Origin of the sequence: Pseudomaricurvus hydrocarbonicus (assembly GCF_011602365.1) — a bacterium.
GTDB classification, from domain to species: domain Bacteria; phylum Pseudomonadota; class Gammaproteobacteria; order Pseudomonadales; family Cellvibrionaceae; genus Pseudomaricurvus; species Pseudomaricurvus hydrocarbonicus.
In genome coordinates this window covers 1-26782 of record NZ_JAAONZ010000007.1, presented here as the reverse complement: position 1 = coordinate 26782, position 26782 = coordinate 1, and the positions used below count along the sequence as shown (strand labels likewise).

Genomic DNA, 26782 nt, shown 5'->3' with positions numbered 1-26782 from the left:
TCAACCGTTTGCCCCTGACAACAAAGACAGTCGCGACAAGCAGAGGCGTCAAGACCTCAAGCGCTGACTACACCGAGCCCCCTCCAGATCATAAACATTGCGCCAATCGCTTCATCCAAATTGACTATGTAAACCCTGAATCAGCGTCAATTCAGGTGCCTATTTGTGTTCCGGACACGCCTAAAAACCAGAAAAAATTTATACAAATCAACATCTTATCTGTCAACAGGAAGAACAGACCATTTGCGTATATTTAAATTGATTGAGTTACGAATATGTGAAATATTCAAGCCGCAAGATGTCAAAAACGAAAATAATCAATAATAAAACCATGAAGGTAAAGTCATAATGCCTGTGAATCATTCCGCTCCTTTCAAACATGCCTTGAAAAATATCTCTGTTGGCTTGCCGCTGGCGCTTTGCATTAATGCCGCGACCCATGCCGAAGGACAAACCTATGCCCTGGAGGAGATCGTCGTAACCGCTCAGAAGCGCTCCGAGAATCTCCAATCAACGGCAATGTCCGTGGATGCCTTCAGCGGCTCAATCCTGTCCGCCAGTGGCGTTAGCAACACCAGTCAGCTGGCCGAGATGACGCCTAACGTCACCATCATGTCGGAGCGTCCAGCTCAGGCTGAGCCCTACATTCGCGGCGTGGGCTCCCCCCTGGATGGCCCCGGTATCGACCAGGGTGTGGCCATTTATCTGGATGGTGTGCAACTGGACTCGCCGGCCACCAACCTGTTCAGCGTACTTGACGTAGCCCAGGTAGAAGTGTTGAAAGGCCCGCAAGGCACCCTCTATGGCCGCAACGCACTGGGTGGTGTGATCAGCATCACCACCAAAACCCCCTCTGAGGAGTTTGGCGGATCGATTTCTGCCGGGGTTGGCAATTTTGGCGGTCACGAAGTGAGTGCGAGCCTCGAGGGCGGGCTGACCGAGAACCTAAAAGGCCGTATCAGTGGCTACTACCAGAGCCGTGACGGTTACATTGACAACACCGCCCCCGGATTCGATGACCTCGGCCAGCATGAGCAGAGCACTTTCCGTGGCAAACTGGTATACACGCCGACGGACAAGTTGGAGATTACCCTGGCAGCTGACTTCTCAGAAAGCGAGTCCTCCGGGCCAGCCTACCAACCCACCAGTGTGGTTACCGCCCGGGCCCAGGCAGCCGCGTTAGGGGGATTAGTGGTGCCCACTTACACCGAAAGCGACGGTGACATCTACCAGCTGCAACACAACCTGGACGGCTCCAGTGATAATGGCAGCAATGGTGGCTCTGTGACCGTCAACTACACCATCAACGATACCTGGGAGCTGATATCCATCACCGGTTACCGCGAAGCGGAGTTCACGGGCATGGAAGATCTTGATGCCAGCGCCCTGGATTACCTGCACGTCGCCACCGATAACCAGGCAGACAGCCTGTCACAAGAAGTACGTTTGCATCTGAGCACCAATAAGCTAACCGGTGTCATCGGCGGCTTTTACAACGACAGCCAGGTCGACAACCTGTTCAGCGTAATGCCGTTCTACGAATTTGCCGCACCCCTGGCCCTCGCCGGTAACCCCAACGCCGGCGCTGCACCCACCATCACTCTGCGCGGTAACGAAACGGAAAGCTGGGCGATGTTCACTCAGTGGGATTGGGACCTCACCGAAGCTCTGACCCTGACCTTGGGCGCTCGCTACGGTGCCTCCAAGAAAACCAGCTACCGCACCGAAAACCGATATTTTGACAGCTACTATGCTGCCCAGGCGGCCGGCCGCGATCAGTGCTTCAATCTGGGACCAGGGGTGGGCACCGACGATCAGCCCGACTGCCTGATCCAGACCGGACAGGATTCCCTGCAAGCCAGCGACAGCTGGTCCAAGTTCACACCCAAAGTGGGCTTGCGCTATACCGTCGATGATGACCTGATGTTCTATGCCAGCTTCAGCCAGGGCTATCGCGATGGCGGCTTTTCCGGTACCGATCCAAACCTGTCACCTTTTGATGAGGAGACGCTCAATGCCTACGAAGTGGGCATGAAGTCCGAGTGGCTGGATAACCGCCTGCGAATCAACGGCGCGGTCTTCTATTACGACTATGAAGACCTGCAAATGGAGATCTCCGAAATTTCTCAGAGTGGCCAGCTGCTCACTAAAGTGTTTAATGCCGGCTCGGCGGAAATGCAAGGTGCTGAACTGGAAACCGTATGGATCCTCAACGAAACCTTCAGCCTCACTGCCAACATCGGCTGGCTGAATACAGAAATCGTTGAGCTGAAAGATCCGGACCAGCGGGACTACGGTTTTGTGCGTGAAGGTAATGAGTTCAACCATGCGCCGCACCTCACTGCCTCCCTGATACCCACCTTCAAGTTTGATTTTGATGCAGGCAGCCTGACCTGGCGCACCGAAATCAACTACAAGGATGAGTACTATAACGACTTTGAGAACGGTGGTATGGCCGGCGACGATGCCCCCACCTGGACCGCAGTCAACATCCTTAATGGCGTTAATCCCGCTGATGCGGTGGTGAGTCCGGATGAGGAACTGAACGATGAGCTCACCGACGCCAGAACCGTGGTCAACAGCTCGCTGCAATTTATGAACGCCGCCGGCAATTTCGAACTAACCCTGTGGGCGCGTAACCTGCTGGATGAAAAGTACGAAACCAAGAACCGTTACATGAGTGGAATCGCGATGTCCGAGCGCATGTACGGCGAGCCCCGCACCTTTGGAGTCAAAGCCAAATACTGGTTCTGATCAATTCACCCGAGAAATCTTTGGCCCGGTTCTGAACCGGGCTTTTTTTTGCCGAGCCAAAATGTAATGCCTGCCATCTCCCTCCACTGACCCACAACTGTCAGAAAGCGCTCGCACTTTTAGACAGCCAGTCAATCCGGCAATACCCATTATTTAGCCTGAGGTGCGGATGATGTCGATTTTCAGCAGACCAAAAAAAACCCGGTCAAAGACCGGGCTTAGTCGTCAGCTCCTGCGAGCCGTGGCAATCAGAACTCGATGGAAACATCCAAACCCACGGTTCGTGGAGCACCGTATGCGTACATACTCGCCTCACCAATGGAGTAACCGTAGTAGATGTATTCTTCATCGGTCAGGTTTTTCCCCCACAATCCGACGTTGATCATACTCCCGCCAATGCTGATATCGTTCCAGGATAAACGCCCATTATAGAGAGTGCGCGAATCACCCGTACTGATCGAACGATCCCGAACATCGAAGTATTCCTTGCCGGTGTAGGTCATGCCCAGAAAAGCAACCAACTCACCGTTGTCTACGCCATCAAAGCTGTAAAAAACGCCCAGGCTGCCGGTATTGCGCGCCTCCCTCTGAATGCGAGTCGAATCAGAGTAATCAATGTCCAGGTAACCATAAGCAGCGTCAACACGTAAATTGTCAGTTAACATCGTCTGTACTTCCAGCTCAATCCCCTGGGTGTCCGCAGTGCCGGAATTGGCAGCCACTCGCGATGTGCCATCAAAGTTGGAGACAATCAGGTTATCCGCTTCGTTATAGAACGCCGCGGCATTAAACACCACTCGGTTATCAAACCATTTAGACTTGATACCCAGTTCATAGGAAATCAGCTCTTCCGGATCAGTGGGATTTGCCACCGAATACAATATGTCTTCCTGTGACCCCCCAGCCAATGCCGCCCCACGGTTCAGAGTTCCTGGATTGTAAATGCCAGATGCGTAGCCTTCTGCGATCTTGGCATAGGTGCTGATATCATCATTGATCGCATAGTTGAGCGTCACGGACGAAGTGAATTTCTCCCACGCTTTATCAAACTTAGCATCCTGAGTAATGATTGGATCCTCATCAGGAATCAGCAAGCTTTTTTTATCCTCCGTGTAACGAAAACCGTAAGTCAAGTTCCAGCTGTCGTTAAAATAATATGTTAATTGTCCAAATGCAGCTTTGGATTCTGAAGTAACTTCGTACCAGTTTCCATAAGGCAAAATAACCAGTGAATTGCTGGCAGCACTGTAAGAGGTCAATTCCCAAGGAGTCGTTTCGTTACCTTTCTCATCGAAGTAATACAGCCCCAGTACATAATCCAACTTTTCATTAAAGGCATCTCCGATCAGCTGCAATTCTTGAGAAAACTGTTCGTGATCCTTGGAGCCTGATGTATGCAGAATGCCTGCCGTAGGCAAAGCCGCTGGAGTGACGCCGCCTATCCCATACAGTAAGCCATCACCTCCCTCTACCGTTATTGCATCAACATCGAGACCTTCCAGATGAGAATTATATTCTCGATAAGAGGTAATCGATTTGAGCTGAATGTTATCGCCATACCAACTCAGAGTCAGATTGTGACCTTCCACATCCAGCTTTTCAGAATTCATAAAGTCTGCATCAAACGTCTCTCTGCGTTTGTCAGACACAGTGTCAGCCAATTGAGCGAAGGGATTGTCCGATGGATTAGTGTATATGTACGTCTGAGGAATCCCGGAACGTATATCCGTAATGGTTGCCGCTCCTTGTGAGCCAGCGGAAACATAACCCGCTTGCATGGCTTCCGGGGTAGAGGCGGCATCCGTGCGGTCGTAAATGTAGTACAGATTCAGGCTGTCATTAATATCCCAATTCACTGCCGCACGGAAAGCTTCGGCCTGAATATCGCCAAAATGGGCATCTGAGGCCATATTGACATTATCTTGCCAGCCATCGTAGCTCTTGTTCATATAACTGAGTTTGGCACTTAGACCGTTGACTTCGGGCGTGTCCCAACTAAGTTGGCCGGTGCGCAATCCGTAATTGCCCGCCCCAACTTTAAGGTTCAGGACGTTTTCACCCGAGGGACGTTGTGTCGTGATATTGAGGGCACCACCGGTCGTGTTTTTGCCCCACAAGGAACCTTGAGGGCCGCGCATTACTTCCACCCGCTCCATATCAACCAGATCAAACACTGCTCCGGCGTTACGCGCGATATACACACCGTCGATATAAAGCCCCACTTTGGGATCAATCGCCAACGATGGTTCCGCGGTACCATTGCCGCGTATATTCATGCGAATGTTAAAACTGCTACTGGGCTGTGCCGTAATTGTTACGTTAGGCACCATCTCTCCAACATCTGCGGCTGTAGAAACGCCATTGGCCTGCAGCAATTCTGAGTCAATTGCACTGATAGCGATCGGTACGTCCTGTAAAGACTGCTCGCGTTTTTGGGCGGTTACCACTATTTCCTCAAGCGATACAACACTCGCCAGGGCTGAATTGGCCAGTAAAACAGAGGTGGCCAGAGTTGCGGGGCGCAACAGCGGGTTTGACAACTTATACTTCATCGGATTTCTCTCCAGAACATCAATTCGGGTTCGTTTTTATTTAAGTTTTCACGGAGATGAGCTATCGAAGCTCACGCTAAAACGTGTTTTCCATGTGTTTTGAGCTATGTCAATTTGAATGGAGAAAGGGCCATGACGCAAGAAGATCGCTTAGTCCTTTTGCGCTAGGCCCAATTGATTAATACTGCAAAATCGTCTTTTTAAATTATTGACTAAGAATGGAGTCTGCGACTTCTGTAGCGTCACGGAGTGCGCCCTCGATATAACCAACCCCGGTCACATCACCAATTTCCTGCACATCAATACCGGTATTGGCGAAGGCCGCTCTGAGGTTGCTATTGGCACAGGCGCCCTTGGCGACAATCACCTGATTCGCAGGCACTTGTTGCGGCTCACCATTTGCGTCAATGAAGCTCACGCGGTCAGGTTCAATGGCAACATCTGTGACGCCAGCTTGCAGGGCCACCCCGTGCTCACGCAACTCAGCCAGTATTCGCAAGCGCCGCACCAGCATCAGGCCATTGCCCATACGCGGCTCATCGTGAAGCACGGTAACCCGACGGCCTCTCTCGCACAGAAATTCAGCCAGTTCAAGCCCGACCAGATCACCGCCGACAATGACAATATCCTTGCCTAACGGCATCCATTGCCGGGTTATTTTGCGCAAGAAATCAAGACGCTGGTTAAGCCCCGTCAACGCCCCCAGGGTTACCATAAACCGGGTAAACGCGCCGGTTTTTTGTTTCAACGTCGGAGAACGCTCGCCCAACACCAGTTTACGCATGTCGTCACCGCTGAAAACGTGAGACAGATCACCACCGCTTATTTCCGGCATGTCCCGTTGGGCACCCGCAGCGACGACCACGTGATCTGGCTGCAGCGACTTGACTAATTCAGGCGTGGCGGTTTTATTAAGGTGAACAGCCACTGGCAGCTTTTGCAACTGGCCCGTCAACCATTCCAACAGGCGCTGATTGGGCTCGTAAGCCAGCGACGCAAAACGGAGAGTGCCGCCCAACGTCTTGCCTTGTTCAATCAGAATCACTTCCTGATTGGCTTCTGCCAGACGTCGGGATAGTTCCATACCTGCCGGACCACCACCAATTACCACGATGCGTTTGCGCGTTGAATTTTGTGGCAACCGAAGGCGGGTATACTCAACACCCAGCTCTGCATTTACGGCACAGCGCATGGGCTCCTGCGTGTAGATGGCACTGACACAGGTGTAACAGTAGACGCAGGGGCGTACGTCCTCTACTCGCCCCTGCTTCAACTTGACAGGCAGAAAGGGGTCAGCCAATAACTTGCGCCCCATCATCAAAAAGTCAAAGTGCCCTGCTGCAATTTCTCTGTCGGCGTGTTCCATTTCCACCCGGCCGGAAGCAATGATCGGGATTGAAACTTCTCCCTTAATGACTTTCGCTGCTGGCAGGTTAGTATTGGGTTCATGGGGAATATTGGATGCCGAGTGTAACTTGCCCTGACTGCCATCGTGATAAGCACTCACCGTAATCGCGTCAGCACCGGCCTGTTCGACCAGCCTGGCGGTTACCTTGGCATGTTCAAGGGTAATACCGCCCTGCTTACCCACTTCACGAGAATCCAGTTTGACCCACACGGGAAAATCCGGGCCGACCGCCGATCGTACTGCGCGCACGACTTCAACTACAAAGCGTGCCCGGTTTTCGTCACTGCCACCGTATTCATCCGTGCGCTGGTTGGTTTTCGGAGAGAGGAAAGAAGACAACAGATAACCGTGACCACCGTGTACTTCCACCGCATCACAGCCAGCTTGTTTGGCCCTGACCGCCGCTTTCGCAAATTGCTGAATCACCAATTGAATATCTTCTTTTTCCAGCACCTTAAAGCTGGGCACACCACCGGCAGAAAATATTTGCAACTCAGACATCAAAAAGCCATTGACAAAATCACCTTGCGTTGGCTGCGGAATGGAAGGGCACCAGAGCGGTCGCCCGGCCTTGGTATCCTCGACGGCCACTAACCCGCCGTGGTGCAACTGAAGAGCAAATTTGGCGCCATGCTGGTGAACTGCGTCAACCACCTTTTTCAGACCATCGATATAACAATCATCGGAAATAGCAATCTGTTGCGGTTGCACCTTGCCCACAGGAAAAGCCACACCACAAGCACCCGAGATAATCAAACCCACCCCGCCTTTGGCCTGTTCTTCATGGTAGGCGAGAACCCGATCCCCGCTTCGACCATCATCTTCGCCGAAATTGGCACCCATAGCCGCCACCACCATTCGGTTGCGGAGTTCCAGCTTGCCGATCTTTCCCGGCGCAAGCAGATTGGAAAAAGCGAGGTTGGACATGTCTAGCGACTCTCTCGGTATTGTCATGACGTACTCGGTATTGTTATTACGTATTTAATCTTTTGAGTACGCTTAAATTAATCTCTGTTGATGTACAGGCACCTACAACTTGGGCACCTACAACTTGAAGACACGCTGGGCGTTTTCTCTCAGAAATTTGGGCCACACTTCATCCCGGAACGGAACAGTGGGCATGTCTTTGAATATACGCTCCAAAGACAGACCCATGGGGAAATATCCGGCGTACATGACTTTATCGGCACCCCGGGTATTGGCGAACTCAATGATGTTTTGCGGATAGTGCTTAGGCGCAAAAGCACTGGTCATGTAATACAGGTTGGGGTATTTCAACATCAGTTTCCAGGCCAAATCCGTCCAGGGCTCGGCACCGTGGCGCATGACCACTTTCAGTTCGGGGAAAAACCAGCAGATTTCATCCAGATACTCGACTTTTTGGGGTTCCATGGGAATACGTGGACCCGGCACCCCCACACAGGGACAAAAAGGAATGTCCAGATCCACACAGGTCACAAAAATAGGATACCAGCGCTTGTCGTTCAACGGGACTTGTGGGCACAACCCGGCAGGAAATGCGGTTACCGCCTTGATGTCGTACTTCTCTTTCAAGCGGCGAATCTTGCGCACTTCTTCCATGCCGTTATTGGGATTGCAGTCATAGCTGCCAACAAAACGGTCCGGGTGTTTCAACACGGCTTCGTTCTGCGATTCGTATTGATCTTCATCAACACCCAGCATGGCTTTTTCGATGTTGAACTCATCCATTTTCCGGAGGGTGTAGGCCAGATAGTCGTCTTGTTTACCCGTATCCGGTACATCTTTGAACATATACTGAGCCGGCATCTGAAACATCTGGCGACTCTCTTCGTCCATAAGCAACGGCTTGATAAATTCGTAGTAATCGGATTTATCGTTATTTGGCACGGCCAGCATCAAGTCAATGATGCCAATATCTGTGGGCATAGACATAGTGGGGTATTACCTCTCTAAAATAATGATGCCTAGGCTACAGCAGACGTTAAAGACTATGGAAGCCAGAACCGCCTTCAGCACATAGTTAAAAAAGACTATGACCAATACGCTCACACCGAAACCTGCAAAACCGCATACTGGCAGTAACATCATTACCGGGCACGTCAACCCCTATTTTGCTTAAACATCCAAATTCCCGAAGCCACACCGACCCCCTAAAATGCAGTACAAGCAAATATTCTTAAAGCAGGTATCACAATGAGTACGCATACAATATGGGAATGTCTTATTTGTGGCTGGGTCTACGACGAAGCCAAGGGCTGGCCGGAAGATGGTATCGCTGCCGGCACCCGCTGGGAAGACGTTCCCGAAGACTGGCTCTGCCCTGAGTGTGGCGTCAGTAAAGCCGACTTTGAAATGGCCGAGCGCCCGGCAGAAGAAACCCTGCTGGCTTCCCCCCGGGCTGCCGATCAAGACGTGATGTCGGCGGCCATACCTGCGGAGGCTACAAGCTATAAGCTATGGGAATGCGTGGTCTGTGGCTGGGTCTACGACGAAGCCAAAGGCTGGCCTGAGGACGGAATCGCTCCGGGAACCCGCTGGGAGGACGTGCCTGAGGACTGGCTGTGCCCGGATTGTGGCGTCGGCAAAGGCGATTTCGAGATGATTGCCCTTGACACATCGTCCCCCGTTACAGGAACCACCACCCCACCAACCGACAACAGCCCTATCATCAACGACATTCCTGCCATTGACTACAACCGCAAACCGGTTGTCATTGTGGGTACCGGTCTGGCCGGTTACAACCTGGCACGTGAATTTCGCCGCCTCGATCAACTCACTCCGCTGATTCTGATCAGTCGCGACGATGGTCGCTTCTACTCAAAACCTCTCATTTCCACCGGCTTCCACAAAGGCAAAAGTGCCGATCAAATGGCCACCGCCAGCGCGGAAGATATGGCTCAGCAGCTGAGTGCCGAAGTTCACATCTTCACCGACGTGACCCGCATTGATCGTGAACACCGCGTGCTTCACACCACTACCGGCTCTATTGCCTACGACAAACTGGTGCTGGCCACCGGCGCAGGCTGTATTGAAGCCCCACTGACAGGCAACGCCGTGAACGAGGTCTACTCCATTAACGACCTGCTGGACTACACCCGTTTCCGCACGGCCACAGTGGGCAAGAAACGCGTCCTGATCATTGGGGCAGGGTTGATCGGCTCTGAATACGCCAACGATCTGGTACAAGCCGGTTTTCAGGTACACGTGGTTGACCCGCTCAACGCCGTGCTGGGCACCTTATTGCCACCCACAGCGTCCGCTGCCGTACAGCAGAGCCTCAGCGACAACGGTGTCCGCTTCCATTTGGCAACCGTGGTGCAATGTATCGACCGCACTGCCGAGGGGTTGACCGCCACCCTGGGCAATGGCGAAACCTTGCAAGTAGACATGGTGCTGTCAGCCATCGGGGTACGCCCCAATCTGACACTGGCAGAAACCTGCGGGTTAGCCACTCACCGCGGCATCGTCACCGACCGCCATTTACAAACCAGTGACCCTCATATTTACGCTCTGGGTGACTGTGCTGAGGTTGATGGTCATGTTTTGTTTTACATCGCACCACTGATGGAATGTGCCCGCAAGCTGGCCCAGACCCTCAACGGCAATGCCAGTGAGGTCTATTACGGTCGCATGCCGGTCACGGTCAAAACGACCTTGCACCCGGTGGTGGTGGCCCCGCCTGCCCGCGGTACCCAAGGTGAATGGCAACTGGACCGGGAAAGTGCCAGCGGTGTAAGGGCCATTTTCCTCAACGACAAAGAGCAAGTGTGCGGTTTTGCCCTGACCGGCGACTGTGTTGGCGACAAAGACCAGCTCACACAGCAACTGCTACCAATCATGTCCTGACAGACACAAAAAAGCCGGCAATCTGCCGGCTTTTTTGTAACTCCATCGTCCTCAATCCTGAAAACTGTTCATATGCTTTGCCGCCTGGTAGCCCATGGTCATTGCTGGCCCCAGTGTTGATCCGGGACCCGGGTAGGTAGACAGGATCGCCGCGGAACAATTGCCGATGGCATAGAGCCCCTCAATAGGCGAGCCATCTTTACGCATAACAGAGGCATTCACGTCGGTGGCAAGACCACCCTGGGTTCCAAAGTCACCGGCGTCCACCCGCATGGCGTAATAAGGAGGCTGGTCGATGGGCGCCAGACAGGGATTCGGCTTGATCGCAGGGTCGGCATAGTAACGGTCGTACGCCGACTCTCCGCGCTGGAAATCTTCATCAACACCACTTTTGGCGTAGCCGTTCATCTTATCAATGGTTTCCTGCAAGCCCTTGGGGTCAATACCCATGGCCTCTGCCAACTCGGGTATCGTGTCCGCCTTGGCGATAAAACCCTGTTCAAACCAGGCTTTCGGCAGTGTCCAATCCGGCCGCATAGACGCGGTCATCAATGGCCCCACCATATAGTTGCTGCGAAAACGCGCATCAAACACCTGGTAGGCCGGAGCGCAGGGATTGTCGTCCGAATGAGCCTCGAACAGGCGCTTCTGAAACGCCATATAATTCTGCGATTCATTGGCGAAGCGCTGCCCTTTGACATTGACCACACAGGAACCCGGAAAAGACTTTTCCATAATACTCAAGCGTGGAATGTCCTCACCGGGCACACACAGAGTGGTACTCCACCAGGCGTTGTTCATTAACCGGGTGTCCGCGCCCAATTTTAAGCCGATTTGTAAGGCATCGCCGGTATTGGTGTTGGCCCCGGCACTCCAATGAGTATTGGTGGGTGCAGGCAGGTATTGCTCGCGCAACTGCTGGTTTTTTTCAAACCCGCCGGCAGCCAGCACCACCCCCTGACGCACCTGAATGCGCTGTTGACGCCCCTCGTGAGCCACCACAGCACCGACCACACGCCCATCCTCTTCGATCACATCGATCAGGGGTGAATTCAGCCAGATCGGGATATTGCGGTCCTTAAGCGAGGCCCAGAGCCGGGCCACACCCGCCGAGCCACAACAGAGCCGTCGTGAAATGCGGGTTTTAAGGCGCCACGGAATATCCACTACATAATCCGACAACATTTTACCCACGATCTTGAGCCAGCCTGGCAAACGCAGCATCAGGCAGTGAGCCTCGACCTGGGTAAAGTGAATCAGCCCGAACAAACGCATCATAGGATGTGTATACGTGAGATTGCGGAAGTCTTCCCCCAGCTCCGAGGCATTGATAGGGGACGGTTCCAGTGATCGATGCCCCTCACGGGCACCCGGTAAATTGGTATAGTAGTCGGGATAGTGCTCCAGAGACTCATAGCGCACTCGGGTCCGATCGTGCAGAAAGCGCAGCATTTTCGGGCCGTTTTGCAGGTAATTGTCGATCAACTCGTCGGGGATGTCTTCTCCGGCCAGGGTGTGACGCAGATACTCACGAGCATCCTCCAGGGAGTCCTCAGCGCCGCAGGCTTTGGCGTAGTCACTGCAGGGTACCCAGATGCCCCCGCCCGAGACAGAGCTGGTGCCACCCACCTTATCGGCTTTCTCCACCACCAGCACATTGCGACTGCCCATTTCATAACTGGAGACTGCGGCGGTCAGGCCGCCATTACCGGAGCCCACCACCAGCACATCCACACTCTTATCCCAGTTTTGCCGTACCTCTGTCATCGTCGCCCTCTAAGCATTGCTATTAATTAAAGCAATGTTTTACAGAACTCCTCAGGGACTGTCATAGTCCAAACAGATAATCCATCGCAGATAACACTAGCCGCTGGCAATCACATTGGGATCCTGAGTTGCTATCAGGGGAGCGTCACGATTTTGCACGGCCTGCGCCAGCCGCGCGACAGGCCCACGCAGCATCGCTTGAATCTCCTCACTGACACCGATTCGCGCCAGGGCCTTGTCGAAGCACAGCAACCACTGATCTCGCTCCTCGGGACCGATCGCATAAGATGCATGGGGCTCAGTGAGACAGACGGTACCATGTTTTTGTTGATACACCGGCGGCCCTCCCATCCAGCCCAACAGGTAATCACCGAGCTTCTGTTTGATCTCATCCAGGTTCTGATGGTGCATATGACGAATGGGGGCTGCTTCTGGCAACTCGTGCATAACATCGTAAAAGGCCGCAGCCAGTTCACGGATTTTGGTTTCGCCTAATAATTGATAAGGGGATTGCATGTGTTTACTCCACCACAGGGTACGAGTGCCTAATTGTCAACTACTGCATAGCGAATGCGCAACGTCTGCTTGCGCTATGTGACGCTGGAAGTAAATACAATGATACCCAACGGTAGGTATTTTCCTTTATAATCTACCCCCTATGGGCGCCTATCCGGTTGCACGCCCTATTTGATGATGTAATGTAACCCATGAAAAATAATATAACGATTTCAGACTACAGCAAGTTGCTCGGGCACCTGTACGAGGGGCATATCGAAGAGCACCCTTACAGCAATTTTCTCGCCAGCCTGCGAGAGATAATGGAGCTTAATTTTGCGGCGATCAACCTGCGAGAACCCATCGGCAGCGATGGCGGGCTGATGTTTATCTCCAGCGACCTGCTGCAAAAGACCTACATCAACCCTCACGATCACCCCTATATTGATCGGTACTACACCTCCAACCTGATGCCCAACCTGCCTTGGGGAGAAGTTGTCACACTTGATGGGGTTACGTCTTACAACAGTTTGGAATCCAGTGATCTGTACAAAATTTGTATGGAACCCATGGATTTGTACCACATGGCAGGGATCGACTTGCGCAACGCCAATGGCCAGCGCTTTACCGTTCGTATTTGTCGCCCCAAAACCGCGCCAAACTTCAATACCGAAGAGCGGCAGTTTTTCGGTGAGCTGGGCTCACATATACAGCGCGCCGTCGCGACAGGTATGCAGCTGATCCAGCTGGACACAGAACGCCGCCTTTATGCCAAAACCATTTCCGGGAAATCCATTGGTATCATTACTCTGGATGAACAGGGCAAGGTCCTCAACTGCAACCTGGCCGCAGATGAAATTATCGCCAACAAAGATGGCATATCCCTTGTCAACCAACAAATTTACGCGAACAACCCCAGTGCCCGCAGCAAGCTTAACGGTTATATTCAGGAAATTATCGCCGCCCAGCGAGCCGGTAACTTACCACCGGTGAATGCGCTTTCCGTGGAGCGTTCCTCGAACATGCCGGACTACGAAATTCTAATCAAACCTCTGGCGATCGAGCGGATTGTGGAATCGGTACAGACACCGCACATGATGATATTCATCAATGCACCGGAGAAGAAAAACGAAATCGATATCCGCATGCTGATGTCGCTTTACAATTTAACCCGCGCGGAAGCCATGCTCGCCAGACATCTGGCGGCGGGCGAAAGTCTCGGCGATAGCGCCAATTTATTGGGCATTGCCCGCAATACCGCACGGGCTCAGTTGCGCGCAATTTTTTCCAAAACCGGCGTTACCCAACAGTCCATGCTGGTCAGCCTGATTCTGAAAAGTCTGGCCACATTTCACTGACTCTTAGCCAGATACCATCGCCCTGTGCATCGCCACGTCTACCAAATGCCGCTGTGAATCAAGCGGCATCTTTAGTCTGGACGGACGAATAATCCCCCGCGCTCCTTGACTAACATTGTTTCACACAGCGGCACAATGACCCCCTGCTCTGATTGGTCTTCCCTGCTCCCTGGCTGCACCGCAGTCGTTAACTCTTCCAGTGACAGAGTAACAATTATGCACAACAATTATTTACCCACCACCGATGCCTCCAGCGAGCAACGACATGGACACGCCGGTCTGATGGCCGCCCTGCGCAACCTGAATGAAACCGCCATTTTGCTCAATACCAACAGCGCTGCCCTGCAACAATTGACCACTCAGGTGGAAGAACTGGCTCAGGAATTCCAGTCACGCCAGGGCAAGCGCCTGCTGGAGTATTACAACGGCAAGCTTGGCCTCCAGGAGTCCAATGGCATGCAGCCTTATTCGCCCGTAGGGGGATTGCACCACCCCACCGCGGCGCCGCTGACTTTCCGCGTCGAAGCTGACAAGGTGCTGGCCGAAGCCACTTACGGCATGACGCATGAAGGCCCGCCACAAAGCGTTCATGGCGGTATTACCGCCGGTGTCTTCGACTATGTTCTGGCAGCCGCCTGCACCCTGCAGGACCGCGGCGGGCCCACGCTCTACCTGAACACACGCTACATTAAGCCAGTGCCACTATTTACCCCCATACAATTCAGCGCCTGGATTGAACGCATAGAAGGCCGCAAAAGCTTTGTCCGCGGTGAATGTCGTGCCGGAGACACTCTGCTCGCTGAGGCAGACGCTCTGTTTCTGCATACGCCGGTAGACTAATGCCCCTGTGCTTTTCACCTATCTGGACTATGCATCATGCTCTAATATTTCTGAAAAACAGGGTAATCTCTCCATTTTGAGAGAGACGATAGGAAAAATTACATGTCTTCATACAGAACACCCTATGATACCGCTCTGGAAACCCTGACACAGGTGGGCAGCCCGTTTCAACTTGGTCCCCAGACATTTGCCGGTATCGAGTACCCCAACACTTATGTCAATGCTCCCAAGTCGCTGATTGAGCTTATGCAAGCTGGCCGGGAACACGGCTCTAAAGAGTTTTTGGTTTTTCAAGATGAGCGCTGGACATTTGACGATTTTTTCGAACAAGCCGATAAGCTCTCTCACCAACTGACACATCGTTACGGCATTAAAAGTGGTGATCGCGTCGCAATCGCCATGCGCAACTACCCGGAATGGCTGGTCGCATTTACCGCGATTGTTCACTGTGGCGCCATTGCCGTGCCACTCAATAGCTGGGGCAAGCAAGAAGAATTGCGCCAGAACATTGATGATGCCGATGTTGCGTTACTTGTGTGTGATTTACAGCGCGCAGTCCTGATTCAACCGGCAGAGCTGAACCTGCGGGCGATTGTTGCTCGCACCGAAGGAGAACCATTACCCGACAGCTGCGCCGCTTACGACGAAGTGATTGACGACGCCAACAGCGTACCCGTGGCAGAGCGTTTACCGGTGGTTAACATTGATCCGGAAGACACCGCGATGATCATGTTCACGTCGGGCACGTCAGGCAAACCCAAAGGCGCCGTCTTCAGTCATCGGGGCTGCAGTCAGGCTGTGTTTAATTTTGAGGCGCTGGGTGCGGCCGCATACTTAACCAATATGGAAAAGTATCAAAATCATGCCAGGACAACCCCCATCGTACGGGCACTGCTGAGCATACCGTTGTTTCACGTCAGCGCCCTGTTTTCCCAGTTTCTGCTCAACCTGCGGGGCGGTCGACCGCTGGTGCTTATGTACAAATGGGATGCCGCCGAAGCCTGCCGCCTGGTTCATCAGGAACAGATCTCAACGATGGCAGGCGCCCCCTCCATGCTGCTGGATCTGCTGCGTCACCCGGACTTCGAAACCATTGATCATTCACACCTGATTAACCTGTCCGTAGGTGGCGCAGCCACACCGGCAAAGCTGTTGGCACTGGTGCGTGAAAAAGCGCCTACGGCCCTTTCCGGTGCCGGCTGGGGGATGACTGAATCCACCTCGGTGGGCGCATCCTTCACCGGTCATTTTATCGACCTAAAGCCCAAAGCCAGTGGTTTCCCCGCTCCCATTGTGGAAATGCGTTTCTGCAATGACGCTGGCGACGAGCTGCCTGCCGGTGAGGCGGGTGAAATCTGGATCAAAAGCCCCGGAATCTGCACCAGCTATTACCAAAACCCACAAGCAAGCGCTGAGACATTTCAAGACGGCTGGCTACGCACAGGGGACGTAGGCTATCTGGACGAAGATGGCTGCCTGTATATTTGTGACCGTGTAAAAGACATGGTCAACCGCAATGGCGAGAATATCTACCCCGTCGAGATTGAAAACTGCCTGCAATCTATGCCAGGCGTTGAGTTTGTCGTCGCCTTCGGCATCCCCAGTGAACAGCACGGCGAGGAACTGGCGGTGGTGATCAAAACCCGGGACAACAACTTGACCGAAGCCGACGTGCAGGGGTTCTGCAAACAGCATTTAGCCCACTTCAAAGTACCCAGCAAAGTGGCGTTTACCGATCAGGACTTCCCCCGCAACGCCACCAGCAAAGTGCTTAAAAAAGAAGTCAGGGCTATGTTCTTCCCTGAATAAGCGCCCAGATAAAATTTATCACCCGAAAAATGACAGTAATGGCCGTGCATCAGATTGTGTGATTGCTCGGCCTTTTGTGGCTGGCTGTTGATATTCAAACTTGCCAGCCTTTACTTTAGTTCATATGCACTATCCCAAAAAATACAGATAACCGAAAAAGCTTTGCGACGAATTTTCTTTTTTGCAATAGTAAATTAACTCAAATTTAACCCATAACTTCGGATTTGTCATATGTCATCTCTTGACCAATTCAGGCAGGAAACTCGCGAGTGGCTGTCGAAAAACTGCCCTGAATCCCAGCGTCAACCTGTGAAAAAGAATGAAATCATCTGGGGCGGCCGACGCCGAAAATTTCCCAGTGTCGATGCCCAGCTGTGGTTTGAACGCATGCGCGACAAAGGCTGGATTGCCCCGGATTGGCCGAAAGAATATGGCGGTGGCAACCTGTCGGTCGATGAATGCAAAATTCTGGAACAGGAAATGAGAAGCCTGGGCTGTCGACCTCCACTCTACGATCAGGGTCTGTGGATGTTCGGACCGGCACTGCTGAAATACGGCTCCGAAGATCAGAAAAAAGAGCATTTAACCAAAATTACCCAGGGTGAAATTCGTTGGTGTCAAGGGTATTCCGAGCCAGGTGCCGGGTCCGATTTGGCAGGACTCAAAACCAAAGCAGAAGACTGCGGCGACCATTTTCTGGTTAACGGATCCAAAATCTGGACAACCTACGCCGATCAGGCCGATTGGATCTTCTGTCTAGTGCGAACCAATACCGAGGTTGCTAAACAGCAAGGCATTAGCTTCCTGTTGATCGACATGGAAAGCGAAGGTGTAACCACGTCACCGATTGAATTAATCAGTGGCGAGTCGGAATTCTGTCAAACGTTTTTCGACAACGTGAAAGTACCCAAAGAAAATTTGGTGTACGAAGTTGATAAGGGTTGGGAGGTTGCCAAAGAAGTACTGAAACACGAACGCAAGCTCATCAGCAAACTTGACCACATGACAGAGAAAGAAGATCGCAGCGTCATGGAATTGGCTAAAGAAGTCATTGGTCTGGACAGCAACGGCAAACTGCGCAACAGCAGCTTGCGCGACCAGCTGACCCGTCACTTGATGGCAGAACAAGCCGATCAACTGAGTGGGCTGCGCATCTTCCAGCAGATGCGAGCCGGACAGCCGGATCCAAAGCTGCCTCTGACCATGAAGTACGCCAACACTTCCGAGCAGCAGCGTAAGGATGAGCTGTTCCTGGCTATTCTCGGCAATCAGGGACTCACCTGGCAGGATGAGGCGTTCCCCAAAAGTTATCGCACTCTGGTACAAAACTGGGCCTACAACAAATCCCTGACCATTGCCGGTGGCACCTCGGAAATTCAACTCAACATCATTGCCAAGCGCGCCCTGGGCCTGCCTGAATAACAAGCGGACTATGCCTCCAATGAATATGGTTTTAAACGAAGAACAACGACTCCTTAAAGATACAATTCAGGATTTCCTGAGCACCAATGCGCCAGTGACCGCCTTTCGCAAACTGCGTGATACCCAGGATAACCAGGGCTATAGCACCGAACTCTGGCGACATTTATGCGAGCTCGGTATCGCGGCCATTGTTATGCCTGAAGAACATGGCGGCCTGGGCTTTGGCTATCTGGGACTGGGCGCTGTGCTGGAAGAGTGTGGCAAAAACCTTACCGCATCGCCCCTTCTTGCCAGTGTGGTACTCGGGGCCTCCGCGCTGGAATTGGCCGGTAATGAAACCCAGCAAAGCCTGCTCGATGAGGTGGCCAGCGGCAGTCTGACCTTGGCTTTGGCCATTGATGAACACTCACATTTTGATCCCTTGCAGACCCGGACATCTCTCACCGAGAACGACAGCGGTTTCACACTCAACGGGCACAAAGTCTTTGTGCTGGACGGCCACACTGCCGATCGCCTGATCGTTGTGACGCGCAGTCGAGGTGAAGCGGGAAGCCGAGACGGTCTGTCACTGGTCATGCTCGACAGCCAAACACCCGGCGTCAAAATTGACCGCCATCAGCTGATGGACGGCCGCAACGTCGCCAGCATTCAGTTTGAGCAGGTGTCCCTGCCTGCAGATGCCCTGCTGGGTGAACTGCACAACGGTTTTGCCGTGATCCACACGTTGATTGATCGCGCTGCCATTTGTGTGGCCGCAGAAATGTTAGGTTCGGCTCAAGAAGTCTTCGATCGCACGCTGGAATACCTTAAAGAACGCGAGCAGTTTGGCGTCAAGATTGGCAGCTTTCAGGCCCTGCAACACCGCTGTGCGCAAATGCTCTGCCAGCTTGAACACTGTCGATCGGCGGTTGTGGGCGCACTGGCCGCGCTGGATAAAGGCAGTCGCGGTGTTTCTGTCCAGGCCAGTACGGCCAAGGCACTGGCCAATGACTGCCTGCAGCACATCAGCAATGAAGCGGTACAAATGCACGGCGGCATGGGCGTGACCGATGAACTGGATATCGGTTTGTTCCTGAAACGCTCCCGCGTCTGCAATCAGATCTTTGGGGACAGCATCTATCACCGCGATCGCTTTGCTACTTTGATGGGTTACTAAGGGTCAAGTACCCCATCAGCTGACCGTCCGTTATGTGCCAATAACGGACGGTGACCGAAGGTTAAAAATCAAAGACAGTCATTATTCATACTCCCGGCCATATTAATCCATCGGTCTTCGCCGAGGAGTTTCTGCGTCTGAAATATGGCTTTTGACCTCTGTTTAGGCTTTTGGTCAATTAATTCTGCTTACGCTTGAGAATTTGGTGAAATCCAAAAGAACTATGATGGAATAAGTGCCTGTCTAGTCTTTGTAAGTGCCTGTCTAGGTTTTCCTTCATCATGATTCATGACGGGATACAGATAGATCTTTTTGGGGAGTGCCTGTCCTGTATTATTTTTCAATAAGGCAAACCGGCAATATCCAACTCCAAAGACCATAGCGTACCCGCGCCGGTAATATAAAGCGTTTTGCGCTCTGATCCACCGAATGCGGCGTTGGTAATGTTCGCGTCCACTTTAATTCTGGCGATCTCCTCGCCCGAAGGCGTAATCACGCGGATGTGTTGCAGACTGTGCTCGGTCACATAAAGGTTGCCCGCACAATCCACCGCCATGCCGTCGGGTGTTTCGACCTCTATTAAATCCACGCCAGCCCCCATCACGCCCTTCTCAATGGGGTACGCCCGCACGACCTGACCACCGGCAACATAGAGCGTAGTTTGGTCGGGGGAGAGGGAAACACCATTGGGGTTGACAAGGGTATCGTCAATGACAGTGACTTTCTCGCCATCGAATTGATAGACACGGGTTTTCTGCTGGCCTCCGGGTGCGGCCGAGCGTTGATAATCTGGGTCAGTGAAATAGAGAATGCCATCGCGCGAGAGGGTTAAATCATTCGGGGAATTAAAAGGTTGCCCGTCGTATCCGTTAACAATCATTTCTCGCTCGCCGGTGCTCGGGTTAAAGCGGGAAATGGCTTTACGGTCGTGCGTAGCGGCGAACAAAAACCCTTCACCATCCACCGCCAGGCCATTGCTGCCACTGTCAGCAATGGCTGTTGTCACTGTACCGTCGCTTTTCAATACCTGAACGCGAGAGGGGAAACCCGTGCCGAAAGTGAAATCGGAATAATACAGAGCGTCACCTATCCACGCCGGCCCTTCGAACAGCCCCGGGTCTGTCCGCGTGGTTTTGGTGGCAGCAATAGCTTCAGCGGTCAGCTCACCACTCGGTGGCGTACCTGGTTGTAGCGGGCAGGACCAGGTTTCAACTGCAACCTCCTTCTCGCTGGAGGTCTCCGCCACGTCTGCGGAATTTACAGTTGCCGGTGCCGATGCGATCAATAAAGCGGTAATGAATGCCGTGCATGAATAGCGGGGACAGAGAGTTACTTTCATTTTCAATTGACCTTATCAGTTTTTTTTGGAAGTGCCTATCTAGGCCTTCGATCCAGGTCTTTCTTGGCTTTGTGTACTTTGGCATTAGACACCTCGCCAGTTTTACTTTGGTGTCCGTTAAATCGGGGAAAGATTAGCGTCCAGCCCGCGCTTTTCAGCGGGCACTAGTGCTTGGCCTTGTTATTGTTTTTTTGATGCTATTCCAATTCAGTAACATAACACCACCGAAAATATAAATTACTAGCCATACAAAATTTGATAGGGAGTATCCCGAAGCATGAATAAGTAGGGGGATATCTACATAGCTTGTAACTCCCGACCTTTTTGCGGACATTAGTACAAAAGCGTATTGAGATACTAAGAACAACAAAATACACGCATACAATAAAATCTTTCCGATTTACTTTTTGGTAAAAAATAGAAATGGCTAGGATCACCGTATGAAGCATGTAAATTATACACATAGCTATGTTCTGTTTATTAGGATCTTCTAGACCTACAAAGTAATTGAAATACCCGACGCCCGAATCAACCGATACGACTAAGATTAGGGAGAAGAATATTATAGTAATTTTTCTATTGGTCATGATTGAACACTAACGCTCGCAACAGTGGAAAATTTGGAGCACATCGAGTAATTTTTCCGACTGCTTGCGCTTGTTATACGTTACCTGCATTCACTTCGCCATGTCCCAATTCGGCCAGAAGCAGACGTTAAGTTTTTCTATGACTCTGATTCCATTGATCACCATACCATCAACCTTTAAATCTAGATCATTCCAAGCACCGCGCCCCACGGAGTTACATGCGGCTAAACCCGCAACATAAGCCTTCATTCCGGCAAGAAATTTTCCCCGTAATTTATCCAAGAACGACAGCGCGTGGCCCTCAAGTATGTTTAAACCGTTTCAAATATTGTAATCATCAAAGAATCGACTTATTGATAATGCTGGAACACGAGGGTCTTGTTCTAAGGCATTATTTAAAGCTTCTCTATTAACCATTAATAGCCTGCGAAGATTCCGAATATCTTCTGGAACCCCAAGGGAATCCAAGAACCGAGCAACTCCAAATACAGCCAGCCTGTCTGTAACCCCAGAGTTAATTAGTCTCAAGTGAATCTGACGATTGACACCATATTGCATATACTGAGGCCAATTCACGACATGATCAGGAACTTCATCTTCATAAAGTTCGATTGCGAAACGTGTAAGCTGAGATAATGTCTGCTGTAACTCAAAGCCTATATCTATACAAACATATCTAACAACATCATCTACATCCTGCTCAAGGTCTTCAGCTATTTCTACATAAAAGCTGCCGGATACCCAACCATTTAATACATCTATGATAAGATCAGCACTATCCTCATAACCAATATGGTTCAACACTGGCTTAATTATATTATTAAACCATTTAGGTTCCTGTGGAGCGGTTAGAGACCGCCACATATCCTGATCAAGTATCTGACTTGCTTCAACATAATTAAGAAAGTTAAGCGAAGAACCTGTATTCCTCATTATGGTTCTCATCGTAGAGTCTGTTTCATAAAATATTCGCTCAGTCCTTAAAGAAAAAACCATTTTTAATAGATCAGTTAAACCCTCTTCATTGCAAAACTTAGATGCTAAAGTTTCAGATAACATCTGATCTAAAAATGTATCTAATTCTTCTTCAAGGATGTCTTCTGGTAAAGACTGTAAAAGTGACATATCAATAGATTCAAAGATATAAGAGATATCTTTTGCAACATCGGAATCAAAGAACTCCTGATTCAAGGTTAAATTCATTGCTTCTAGATAGTTTTTAAGAGCTTTAATGAGCGAGAATAAAAAGCCATGAGCTGACTCCAATTGAACATCATTTATAACTTCTAGGGCGTAGTCTCTTTCTGACTCATTAGCAAAAATAACTCTGCCACGAGTTTCCTTTCCCGCTCTACCTGCTCTTCCTATAATATTTTTTATATTCCTCTTTTCAATAAAGTCCTTGATTCTTCCATTAAATCGTTTGACCGTATGTAAAACTATAGTTCTGATTGGTAGATTAACTCCTTCCGCTAAAGTGGAAGTGCATATCAATATATTTAATTTTTTATCATTAATTGCCTGTTCCATTTCTCGACGCAATTCTTGAGGAAGATCTCCATGATGATAGCCAATCTTATTCTGAACCAATCTAGTTAACAAATGCTCTCCACCTAAAAGCATTGAAATATAATTAACAAGGTCTACAGGATGATTTTCCACTTGATACTGCTGCGTAATAAATGCATTTTTTTTCAACATATCTAAACATTTATTTGCTAAACCTCTAACACCAGACACGCCTTTCTCTGTAGTAAATAGAATTACAGAACCTGATATAGAAGCCTTAAAAGCTGAAGCACAAGCCAAAGTTAACAGTGAACTCCAACCTGGCAAGAGATTACTATTTCCTGCACCTTGATTAGTAAACTTAAGTTCGTATTTTTGAATGAAGTCGCTTAAAAAATAACTATAAGGTTGATCCAAGTGAGGGTTAAAGTCCAAAAACCACTTATCATTAACAGATCTAACAAAAGAATAATCTGTTACTACAGGCTTATAATCTGAGTTAATTAAACTGCTTTCATCTCCACCTAACCAGTCATTAATATCTGAAACATTTGGCAAGATAGCTGATATAAAAACAATCTTATCTACGGGATTCTCTCGTCTTTTAAATTTGGTCAGCAATAGTTCATATTGTAGACCTCGATTACCATCATCAATTAGATGCCCCTCATCACAAATCAAAACATCAAACCGATCAATGAAATCAGGGATAACTTGACAGAGCGCCTCAAACTTTTCAGGCGTAGAAATAACAACATCAGAATTTTCTACAGTCGTAGATTCAGAGCGAGTGGGAATATTACCTCCATAACTAGCTGAAATATCTACACCAACGTTACTCAGCCTAGAATACATTCCAGCCTTTACCTCTGCTGCTAGCGCCCTGAAAGGCACAAGAAATAGAACTTTATTACCTCTTACTTTAACTTCATTAAAGATGATAATTTCACACAGTGAAGTTTTTCCTGCAGAAGTAGGCATCTGCATGCTATAAGCAGGTTTTTCACCAGTAAGGATTCCAGATTCAACTGCTTTTACCTGTGAGGGCAATAACTCCCAGATAGGATGGCATCCGTTAGACGATAGCAACTCATTCCATACTGACATATCCTCACAGTCAGAATATCGCTCAAGAAGACTCCAAACATTTACACTTTTAAATCTATCAATACATTCATAAGCAAACTTTGAGCTAACAAAAAGCAATGGATCATGCTGAAGCCCAATTGCAACCTGCTCAGATAATATATCAAGGATATGGTCAAACCTTTGATACTCACCCCTACTCACCGCATCAAAAATTTCAACAGATAACTCGGTTTCCTCATCAGAAATTCGAGATAAAAATGAATATAGGAATTTCTCCTGCTCTATTTCAAAAATTTCTGGATCAATATCTTTTGCAATTAGAAATGCTGTTGGTGGTTGGTCTGCAAGATAATAAAGCGCCGCTGAATACAAAAGGTTACGATTCTTCTCTACTCCACTTATATATTTTGATGCTGCACTCTTTGAGAAAACCAGTAATGTCTTAGCACATGATAAAAGATTAGATTTCTTATCTTCGGATTCTTCCCTCAATGTACTAAATATATGAGAAAAAGTAGCTATATAAAGATCATCCACTCTATCATTAACAGTATAATCAGCCCAGCTCTGTTGAGGTATATTGAACTCAGCTGCGGCCTCCCAGGACTCAAACTCAGCCATCATGTGTAGCAGAAGTTCACTCATAGATCTGCCTCTGCACACGCACGCTGATATACCGATTCATAACGCTCTTTCAGATCATCAATACCAATAACAATGATCTCAAAGTCATGAGTTCTTTCAGGTAAATTAATATTTTTTGTTATCTCGTTATTCAGAAACGTCCTATCAACAACAGCAACAGCTCGATATATCTTCGAATAACGGGTATTTAATTCATCCGCAAACCGAGAGGCCAAGGCTAAATCATCTTGATTCCCTTCATCAATGGCTTTTTCTTTAAGCCATACAAGTGTTTTGGCAAGCCTGCCAGTTCTATCCGACTCATATCCTGAGATAGCACTTGCAATAGGGTCAAATGTACTAGAAGTTGCTTTCTGTTTAGACTCAGCACATATAACAAAATCATCTTCTGAAGGATTATTCAAATCTTCAATATTAAATAAAACAACATCTGAGTGTGGCGCGGCCTTTTTCCTATCCTGCTTGTATCTCCACTTCTTAATTAGTTTCAAATCATCTTCATACTGCCTATCTAAAAAATAAAGAGTAAATATTTCTCCGAAATCACCTGACATTACACTTCCCTTGTCAGGAATCTTGTTAGCGATCAATTCACTATAGGTTAGGCCTGTTTGATTAGCCCTCTCTTCTAGTTTTTCTTGAGAGATATAACAGCTGGCCAGCCTATCTACAAGATAATCCTCTAGCTGTTGTGCAGAATTGTCAGATAAAACATGACAAGTAACATCTAAGCTACCTTCAGGACGCTCATTCAGCTCTTCTATAAAATCCATTATTAATTCTTCTTAAAATTCTCAGTCTGCTCAAATATCTCTGTATAAACCTCATCGAACCAACGGAGTGATACCTTACATTTGACACTACAAGATACCTATCCACTGTCCGCTTTGGGTTGTGGGTTCAAGCGGTGATTGCAACGCTATCCTTCTAATAAAGAGGAAGCGTAGCCATGAAACAAAGAAAACGGATATTTTATACCGCTGAACAACGGGCTTTGATGTGGGATCGCTATCATAAAGGCGATTCCCTTGCCGATATAGCACGCTTATTTGACAGATATCACTCATCTATTGAACAAATCATTGCCGAAACAGGTGGAATTCGACCGCCAGAGAGAAAACGTGCTAAAAGAAGTTTGTCATTATCCGAACGTGAAGAGATTTCCCGAGGCCTTGTTGCTCAAGAGAGTGTCCGGTCAATAGCGGTTCGTCTTTCTCGCTCCCCCTCCACTATTAGCCGTGAAATCAATCGTAACGGCGGTTGCCAGTACTACCGTGCCAGTCAAGCTGATAAGGCGGCATGGGAGCGAGCTAAACGACCAAAATCTTGTAAGCTATTATGCAATAAGCCTTTGAGCCAGATGGTTGCCAAAAAGCTCAAAAGGCGATGGTCTCCTCAGCAGATATCAGGTTGGTTGAAAAGAATATTCTCGTCAGAGAGCTTTTACGTGTCACATGAAACGATTTACAAAACATTGTATATACAAGCTCGAGGGGCTTTAAAGAAAGAGCTTGTCCATTGTTTACGTACACAGCGCGTTAAACGTAGATCCAAGCATTCAAGCAGAAAGGGCCTTGGACAGGGAAAAATTGTCGATGCAGTGCCAATAAGTGAGAGACCAGCTTCCATTGAGGATCGGGCTATCCCTGGGCACTGGGAAGGGGATTTAATCGAGGGTTGTAACAATAGCTATGTGGCCACCTTAGTTGAACGTCATACTCGTTACGTTATGTTGCTCAAGTTGAAAGACAAAAAGACTGCAACCGTTATCGCTGCACTGATTAAGCAGTCAAAACAACTACCAAGTGAACTCTACAAATCCCTGACTTGGGATAGAGGGTGTGAGATGAATGACCATAAGGAGTTTACTGTAGCAACAGACATTCAGATCTACCTGTGTGATCCTCAGTCGCCCTGGCAGAGAGGTTCAAATGAAAATACGAATCGGCTGTTGAGACAGTATCTGCCTAAAGGAACGGATCTTTCGGTTCACTCACAAGCAAAGTTGAACGCTATCGCTCGACAGCTAAATGAGAGGCCTAGAAAAACCTTGGATTATGAATCTCCCGCTGATAGATTTAACGCGTGTGTTGCGGCGACCGAGAGAATGTCCCACTAACTGTGTAAACCCCGTGATTCATATTACCCTAGAGGAGTTAATGAATCATGGTATCGACAATGAAAAACAAAGAACTACAGGACATGGCCGACAAGGTGGCTGGCG

The 26782-nt window shown here is 49.7% G+C and carries 16 protein-coding genes; 8 read left to right on the top strand and 8 right to left on the bottom strand.

All coding sequences use genetic code 11. The features are described from left to right. Positions 1-348 precede the first annotated feature (348 nt). Positions 349-2754, top strand: a complete 2406-nt coding sequence (locus G8770_RS10925; protein ID WP_167186182.1) for a TonB-dependent receptor — start codon at positions 349-351, stop codon at positions 2752-2754. A gap of 248 nt (positions 2755-3002) precedes the next feature. Here the strand turns inward: G8770_RS10925 and G8770_RS10920 are convergent, their stop codons facing one another. The 3 genes from G8770_RS10920 to G8770_RS10910 form a co-directional block, all read right to left on the bottom strand. Continuing rightward, positions 3003-5306 (bottom strand): TonB-dependent receptor, encoded by a 2304-nt coding sequence (locus tag G8770_RS10920; RefSeq protein ID WP_167186179.1) that lies wholly within the window; start codon positions 5304-5306, stop codon positions 3003-3005. Positions 5307-5511: 205 nt separating this feature from the next. Continuing rightward, complete coding sequence (locus G8770_RS10915) at positions 5512-7641, bottom strand: NAD(P)/FAD-dependent oxidoreductase (RefSeq protein WP_167186176.1); 2130 nt, start codon at positions 7639-7641, stop codon at positions 5512-5514. Between the two features lie 117 nt (positions 7642-7758). Next, complete coding sequence (locus tag G8770_RS10910) at positions 7759-8628, bottom strand: amidohydrolase family protein (RefSeq protein ID WP_167186172.1); 870 nt, start codon at positions 8626-8628, stop codon at positions 7759-7761. Positions 8629-8889: 261 nt separating this feature from the next. Between G8770_RS10910 and G8770_RS10905 the strand changes: the two genes are divergently transcribed. Beyond that, on the top strand, positions 8890-10542 hold the full coding sequence (locus G8770_RS10905; RefSeq protein ID WP_167186170.1) for an FAD-dependent oxidoreductase: 1653 nt from the start codon (positions 8890-8892) through the stop codon (positions 10540-10542). Positions 10543-10593: 51 nt separating this feature from the next. On the opposite strand, the gene G8770_RS10900 is transcribed toward G8770_RS10905, so the two are convergent. After that, positions 10594-12309, bottom strand: a complete 1716-nt coding sequence (locus G8770_RS10900; RefSeq protein WP_167186167.1) for an FAD-dependent oxidoreductase — start codon at positions 12307-12309, stop codon at positions 10594-10596. Between the two features lie 96 nt (positions 12310-12405). Next, positions 12406-12825: a group II truncated hemoglobin gene (locus G8770_RS10895; RefSeq protein ID WP_167186164.1), complete on the bottom strand. Its 420-nt coding sequence runs from the start codon at positions 12823-12825 to the stop codon at positions 12406-12408. 191 nt (positions 12826-13016) lie between these two features. Between G8770_RS10895 and G8770_RS10890 the strand changes: the two genes are divergently transcribed. The 5 genes from G8770_RS10890 (at position 13017) to G8770_RS10870 (ending at position 19389) form a co-directional block, all read left to right on the top strand. Then, positions 13017-14162, top strand: coding sequence for a helix-turn-helix transcriptional regulator (locus G8770_RS10890; RefSeq protein ID WP_167186161.1), 1146 nt, complete (start codon positions 13017-13019; stop codon positions 14160-14162). Between the two features lie 216 nt (positions 14163-14378). Next, positions 14379-15002, top strand: coding sequence for a PaaI family thioesterase (locus tag G8770_RS10885; RefSeq protein WP_167186159.1), 624 nt, complete (start codon positions 14379-14381; stop codon positions 15000-15002). 102 nt (positions 15003-15104) lie between these two features. Further along, positions 15105-16811 carry a class I adenylate-forming enzyme family protein gene (locus G8770_RS10880; RefSeq protein ID WP_167186156.1) on the top strand — a complete coding sequence of 569 codons (1707 nt, stop codon included), beginning with the start codon at positions 15105-15107 and terminating at the stop codon, positions 16809-16811. 231 nt (positions 16812-17042) lie between these two features. Continuing rightward, a complete protein-coding gene (locus G8770_RS10875; protein WP_167186153.1) occupies positions 17043-18233 on the top strand; it encodes an acyl-CoA dehydrogenase family protein in 1191 nt (396 codons plus the stop codon). Between the two features lie 19 nt (positions 18234-18252). Beyond that, positions 18253-19389: an acyl-CoA dehydrogenase family protein gene (locus tag G8770_RS10870; RefSeq protein ID WP_167186150.1), complete on the top strand. Its 1137-nt coding sequence runs from the start codon at positions 18253-18255 to the stop codon at positions 19387-19389. Between the two features lie 340 nt (positions 19390-19729). Here the strand turns inward: G8770_RS10870 and G8770_RS10865 are convergent, their stop codons facing one another. The 3 genes from G8770_RS10865 to G8770_RS10855 all read right to left on the bottom strand — a co-directional run bounded on the left by G8770_RS10865 (position 19730) and on the right by G8770_RS10855 (position 25331). Next, positions 19730-20728, bottom strand: coding sequence for an SMP-30/gluconolactonase/LRE family protein (locus G8770_RS10865; RefSeq protein ID WP_167186147.1), 999 nt, complete (start codon positions 20726-20728; stop codon positions 19730-19732). A 908-nt stretch (positions 20729-21636) separates the two neighbouring features. Beyond that, positions 21637-24558, bottom strand: a complete 2922-nt coding sequence (locus tag G8770_RS10860; RefSeq protein ID WP_167186144.1) for a DEAD/DEAH box helicase — start codon at positions 24556-24558, stop codon at positions 21637-21639. After that, the gene (locus tag G8770_RS10855) at positions 24555-25331 is read right to left on the bottom strand and encodes a HamA C-terminal domain-containing protein (RefSeq protein WP_167186141.1); all 777 of its coding nucleotides are present in this window, start codon (positions 25329-25331) and stop codon (positions 24555-24557) included. Before G8770_RS10855 ends, G8770_RS10860 begins: the two co-directional genes overlap by 4 nt. 176 nt (positions 25332-25507) lie before the next feature. Here G8770_RS10855 and G8770_RS10850 point away from each other — a divergent pair, with 176 nt between their 5' ends. Then, complete coding sequence (locus G8770_RS10850) at positions 25508-26677, top strand: IS30 family transposase (protein WP_167186138.1); 1170 nt, start codon at positions 25508-25510, stop codon at positions 26675-26677. The last annotated feature ends 105 nt before the right edge of the window (positions 26678-26782 follow it).

Bases quoted from the DNA above. Each gene is read 5' to 3' on its own strand.
- G8770_RS10925 (WP_167186182.1), top strand. From the start codon at position 349: ATGCCTGTGAATCATTCCGCTCCTTTCAAACATGCCTTGAAAAATATC.
- G8770_RS10920 (WP_167186179.1), bottom strand. From the start codon at position 5,306: ATGAAGTATAAGTTGTCAAACCCGCTGTTGCGCCCCGCAACTCTGGCC.
- G8770_RS10915 (WP_167186176.1), bottom strand. From the start codon at position 7,641: ATGTCCAACCTCGCTTTTTCCAATCTGCTTGCGCCGGGAAAGATCGGC.
- G8770_RS10910 (WP_167186172.1), bottom strand. From the start codon at position 8,628: ATGTCTATGCCCACAGATATTGGCATCATTGACTTGATGCTGGCCGTG.
- G8770_RS10905 (WP_167186170.1), top strand. From the start codon at position 8,890: ATGAGTACGCATACAATATGGGAATGTCTTATTTGTGGCTGGGTCTAC.
- G8770_RS10900 (WP_167186167.1), bottom strand. From the start codon at position 12,309: ATGACAGAGGTACGGCAAAACTGGGATAAGAGTGTGGATGTGCTGGTG.
- G8770_RS10895 (WP_167186164.1), bottom strand. From the start codon at position 12,825: ATGCAATCCCCTTATCAATTATTAGGCGAAACCAAAATCCGTGAACTG.
- G8770_RS10890 (WP_167186161.1), top strand. From the start codon at position 13,017: ATGAAAAATAATATAACGATTTCAGACTACAGCAAGTTGCTCGGGCAC.
- G8770_RS10885 (WP_167186159.1), top strand. From the start codon at position 14,379: ATGCACAACAATTATTTACCCACCACCGATGCCTCCAGCGAGCAACGA.
- G8770_RS10880 (WP_167186156.1), top strand. From the start codon at position 15,105: ATGTCTTCATACAGAACACCCTATGATACCGCTCTGGAAACCCTGACA.
- G8770_RS10875 (WP_167186153.1), top strand. From the start codon at position 17,043: ATGTCATCTCTTGACCAATTCAGGCAGGAAACTCGCGAGTGGCTGTCG.
- G8770_RS10870 (WP_167186150.1), top strand. From the start codon at position 18,253: ATGAATATGGTTTTAAACGAAGAACAACGACTCCTTAAAGATACAATT.
- G8770_RS10865 (WP_167186147.1), bottom strand. From the start codon at position 20,728: ATGAAAGTAACTCTCTGTCCCCGCTATTCATGCACGGCATTCATTACC.
- G8770_RS10860 (WP_167186144.1), bottom strand. From the start codon at position 24,558: ATGAGTGAACTTCTGCTACACATGATGGCTGAGTTTGAGTCCTGGGAG.
- G8770_RS10855 (WP_167186141.1), bottom strand. From the start codon at position 25,331: ATGGATTTTATAGAAGAGCTGAATGAGCGTCCTGAAGGTAGCTTAGAT.
- G8770_RS10850 (WP_167186138.1), top strand. From the start codon at position 25,508: ATGAAACAAAGAAAACGGATATTTTATACCGCTGAACAACGGGCTTTG.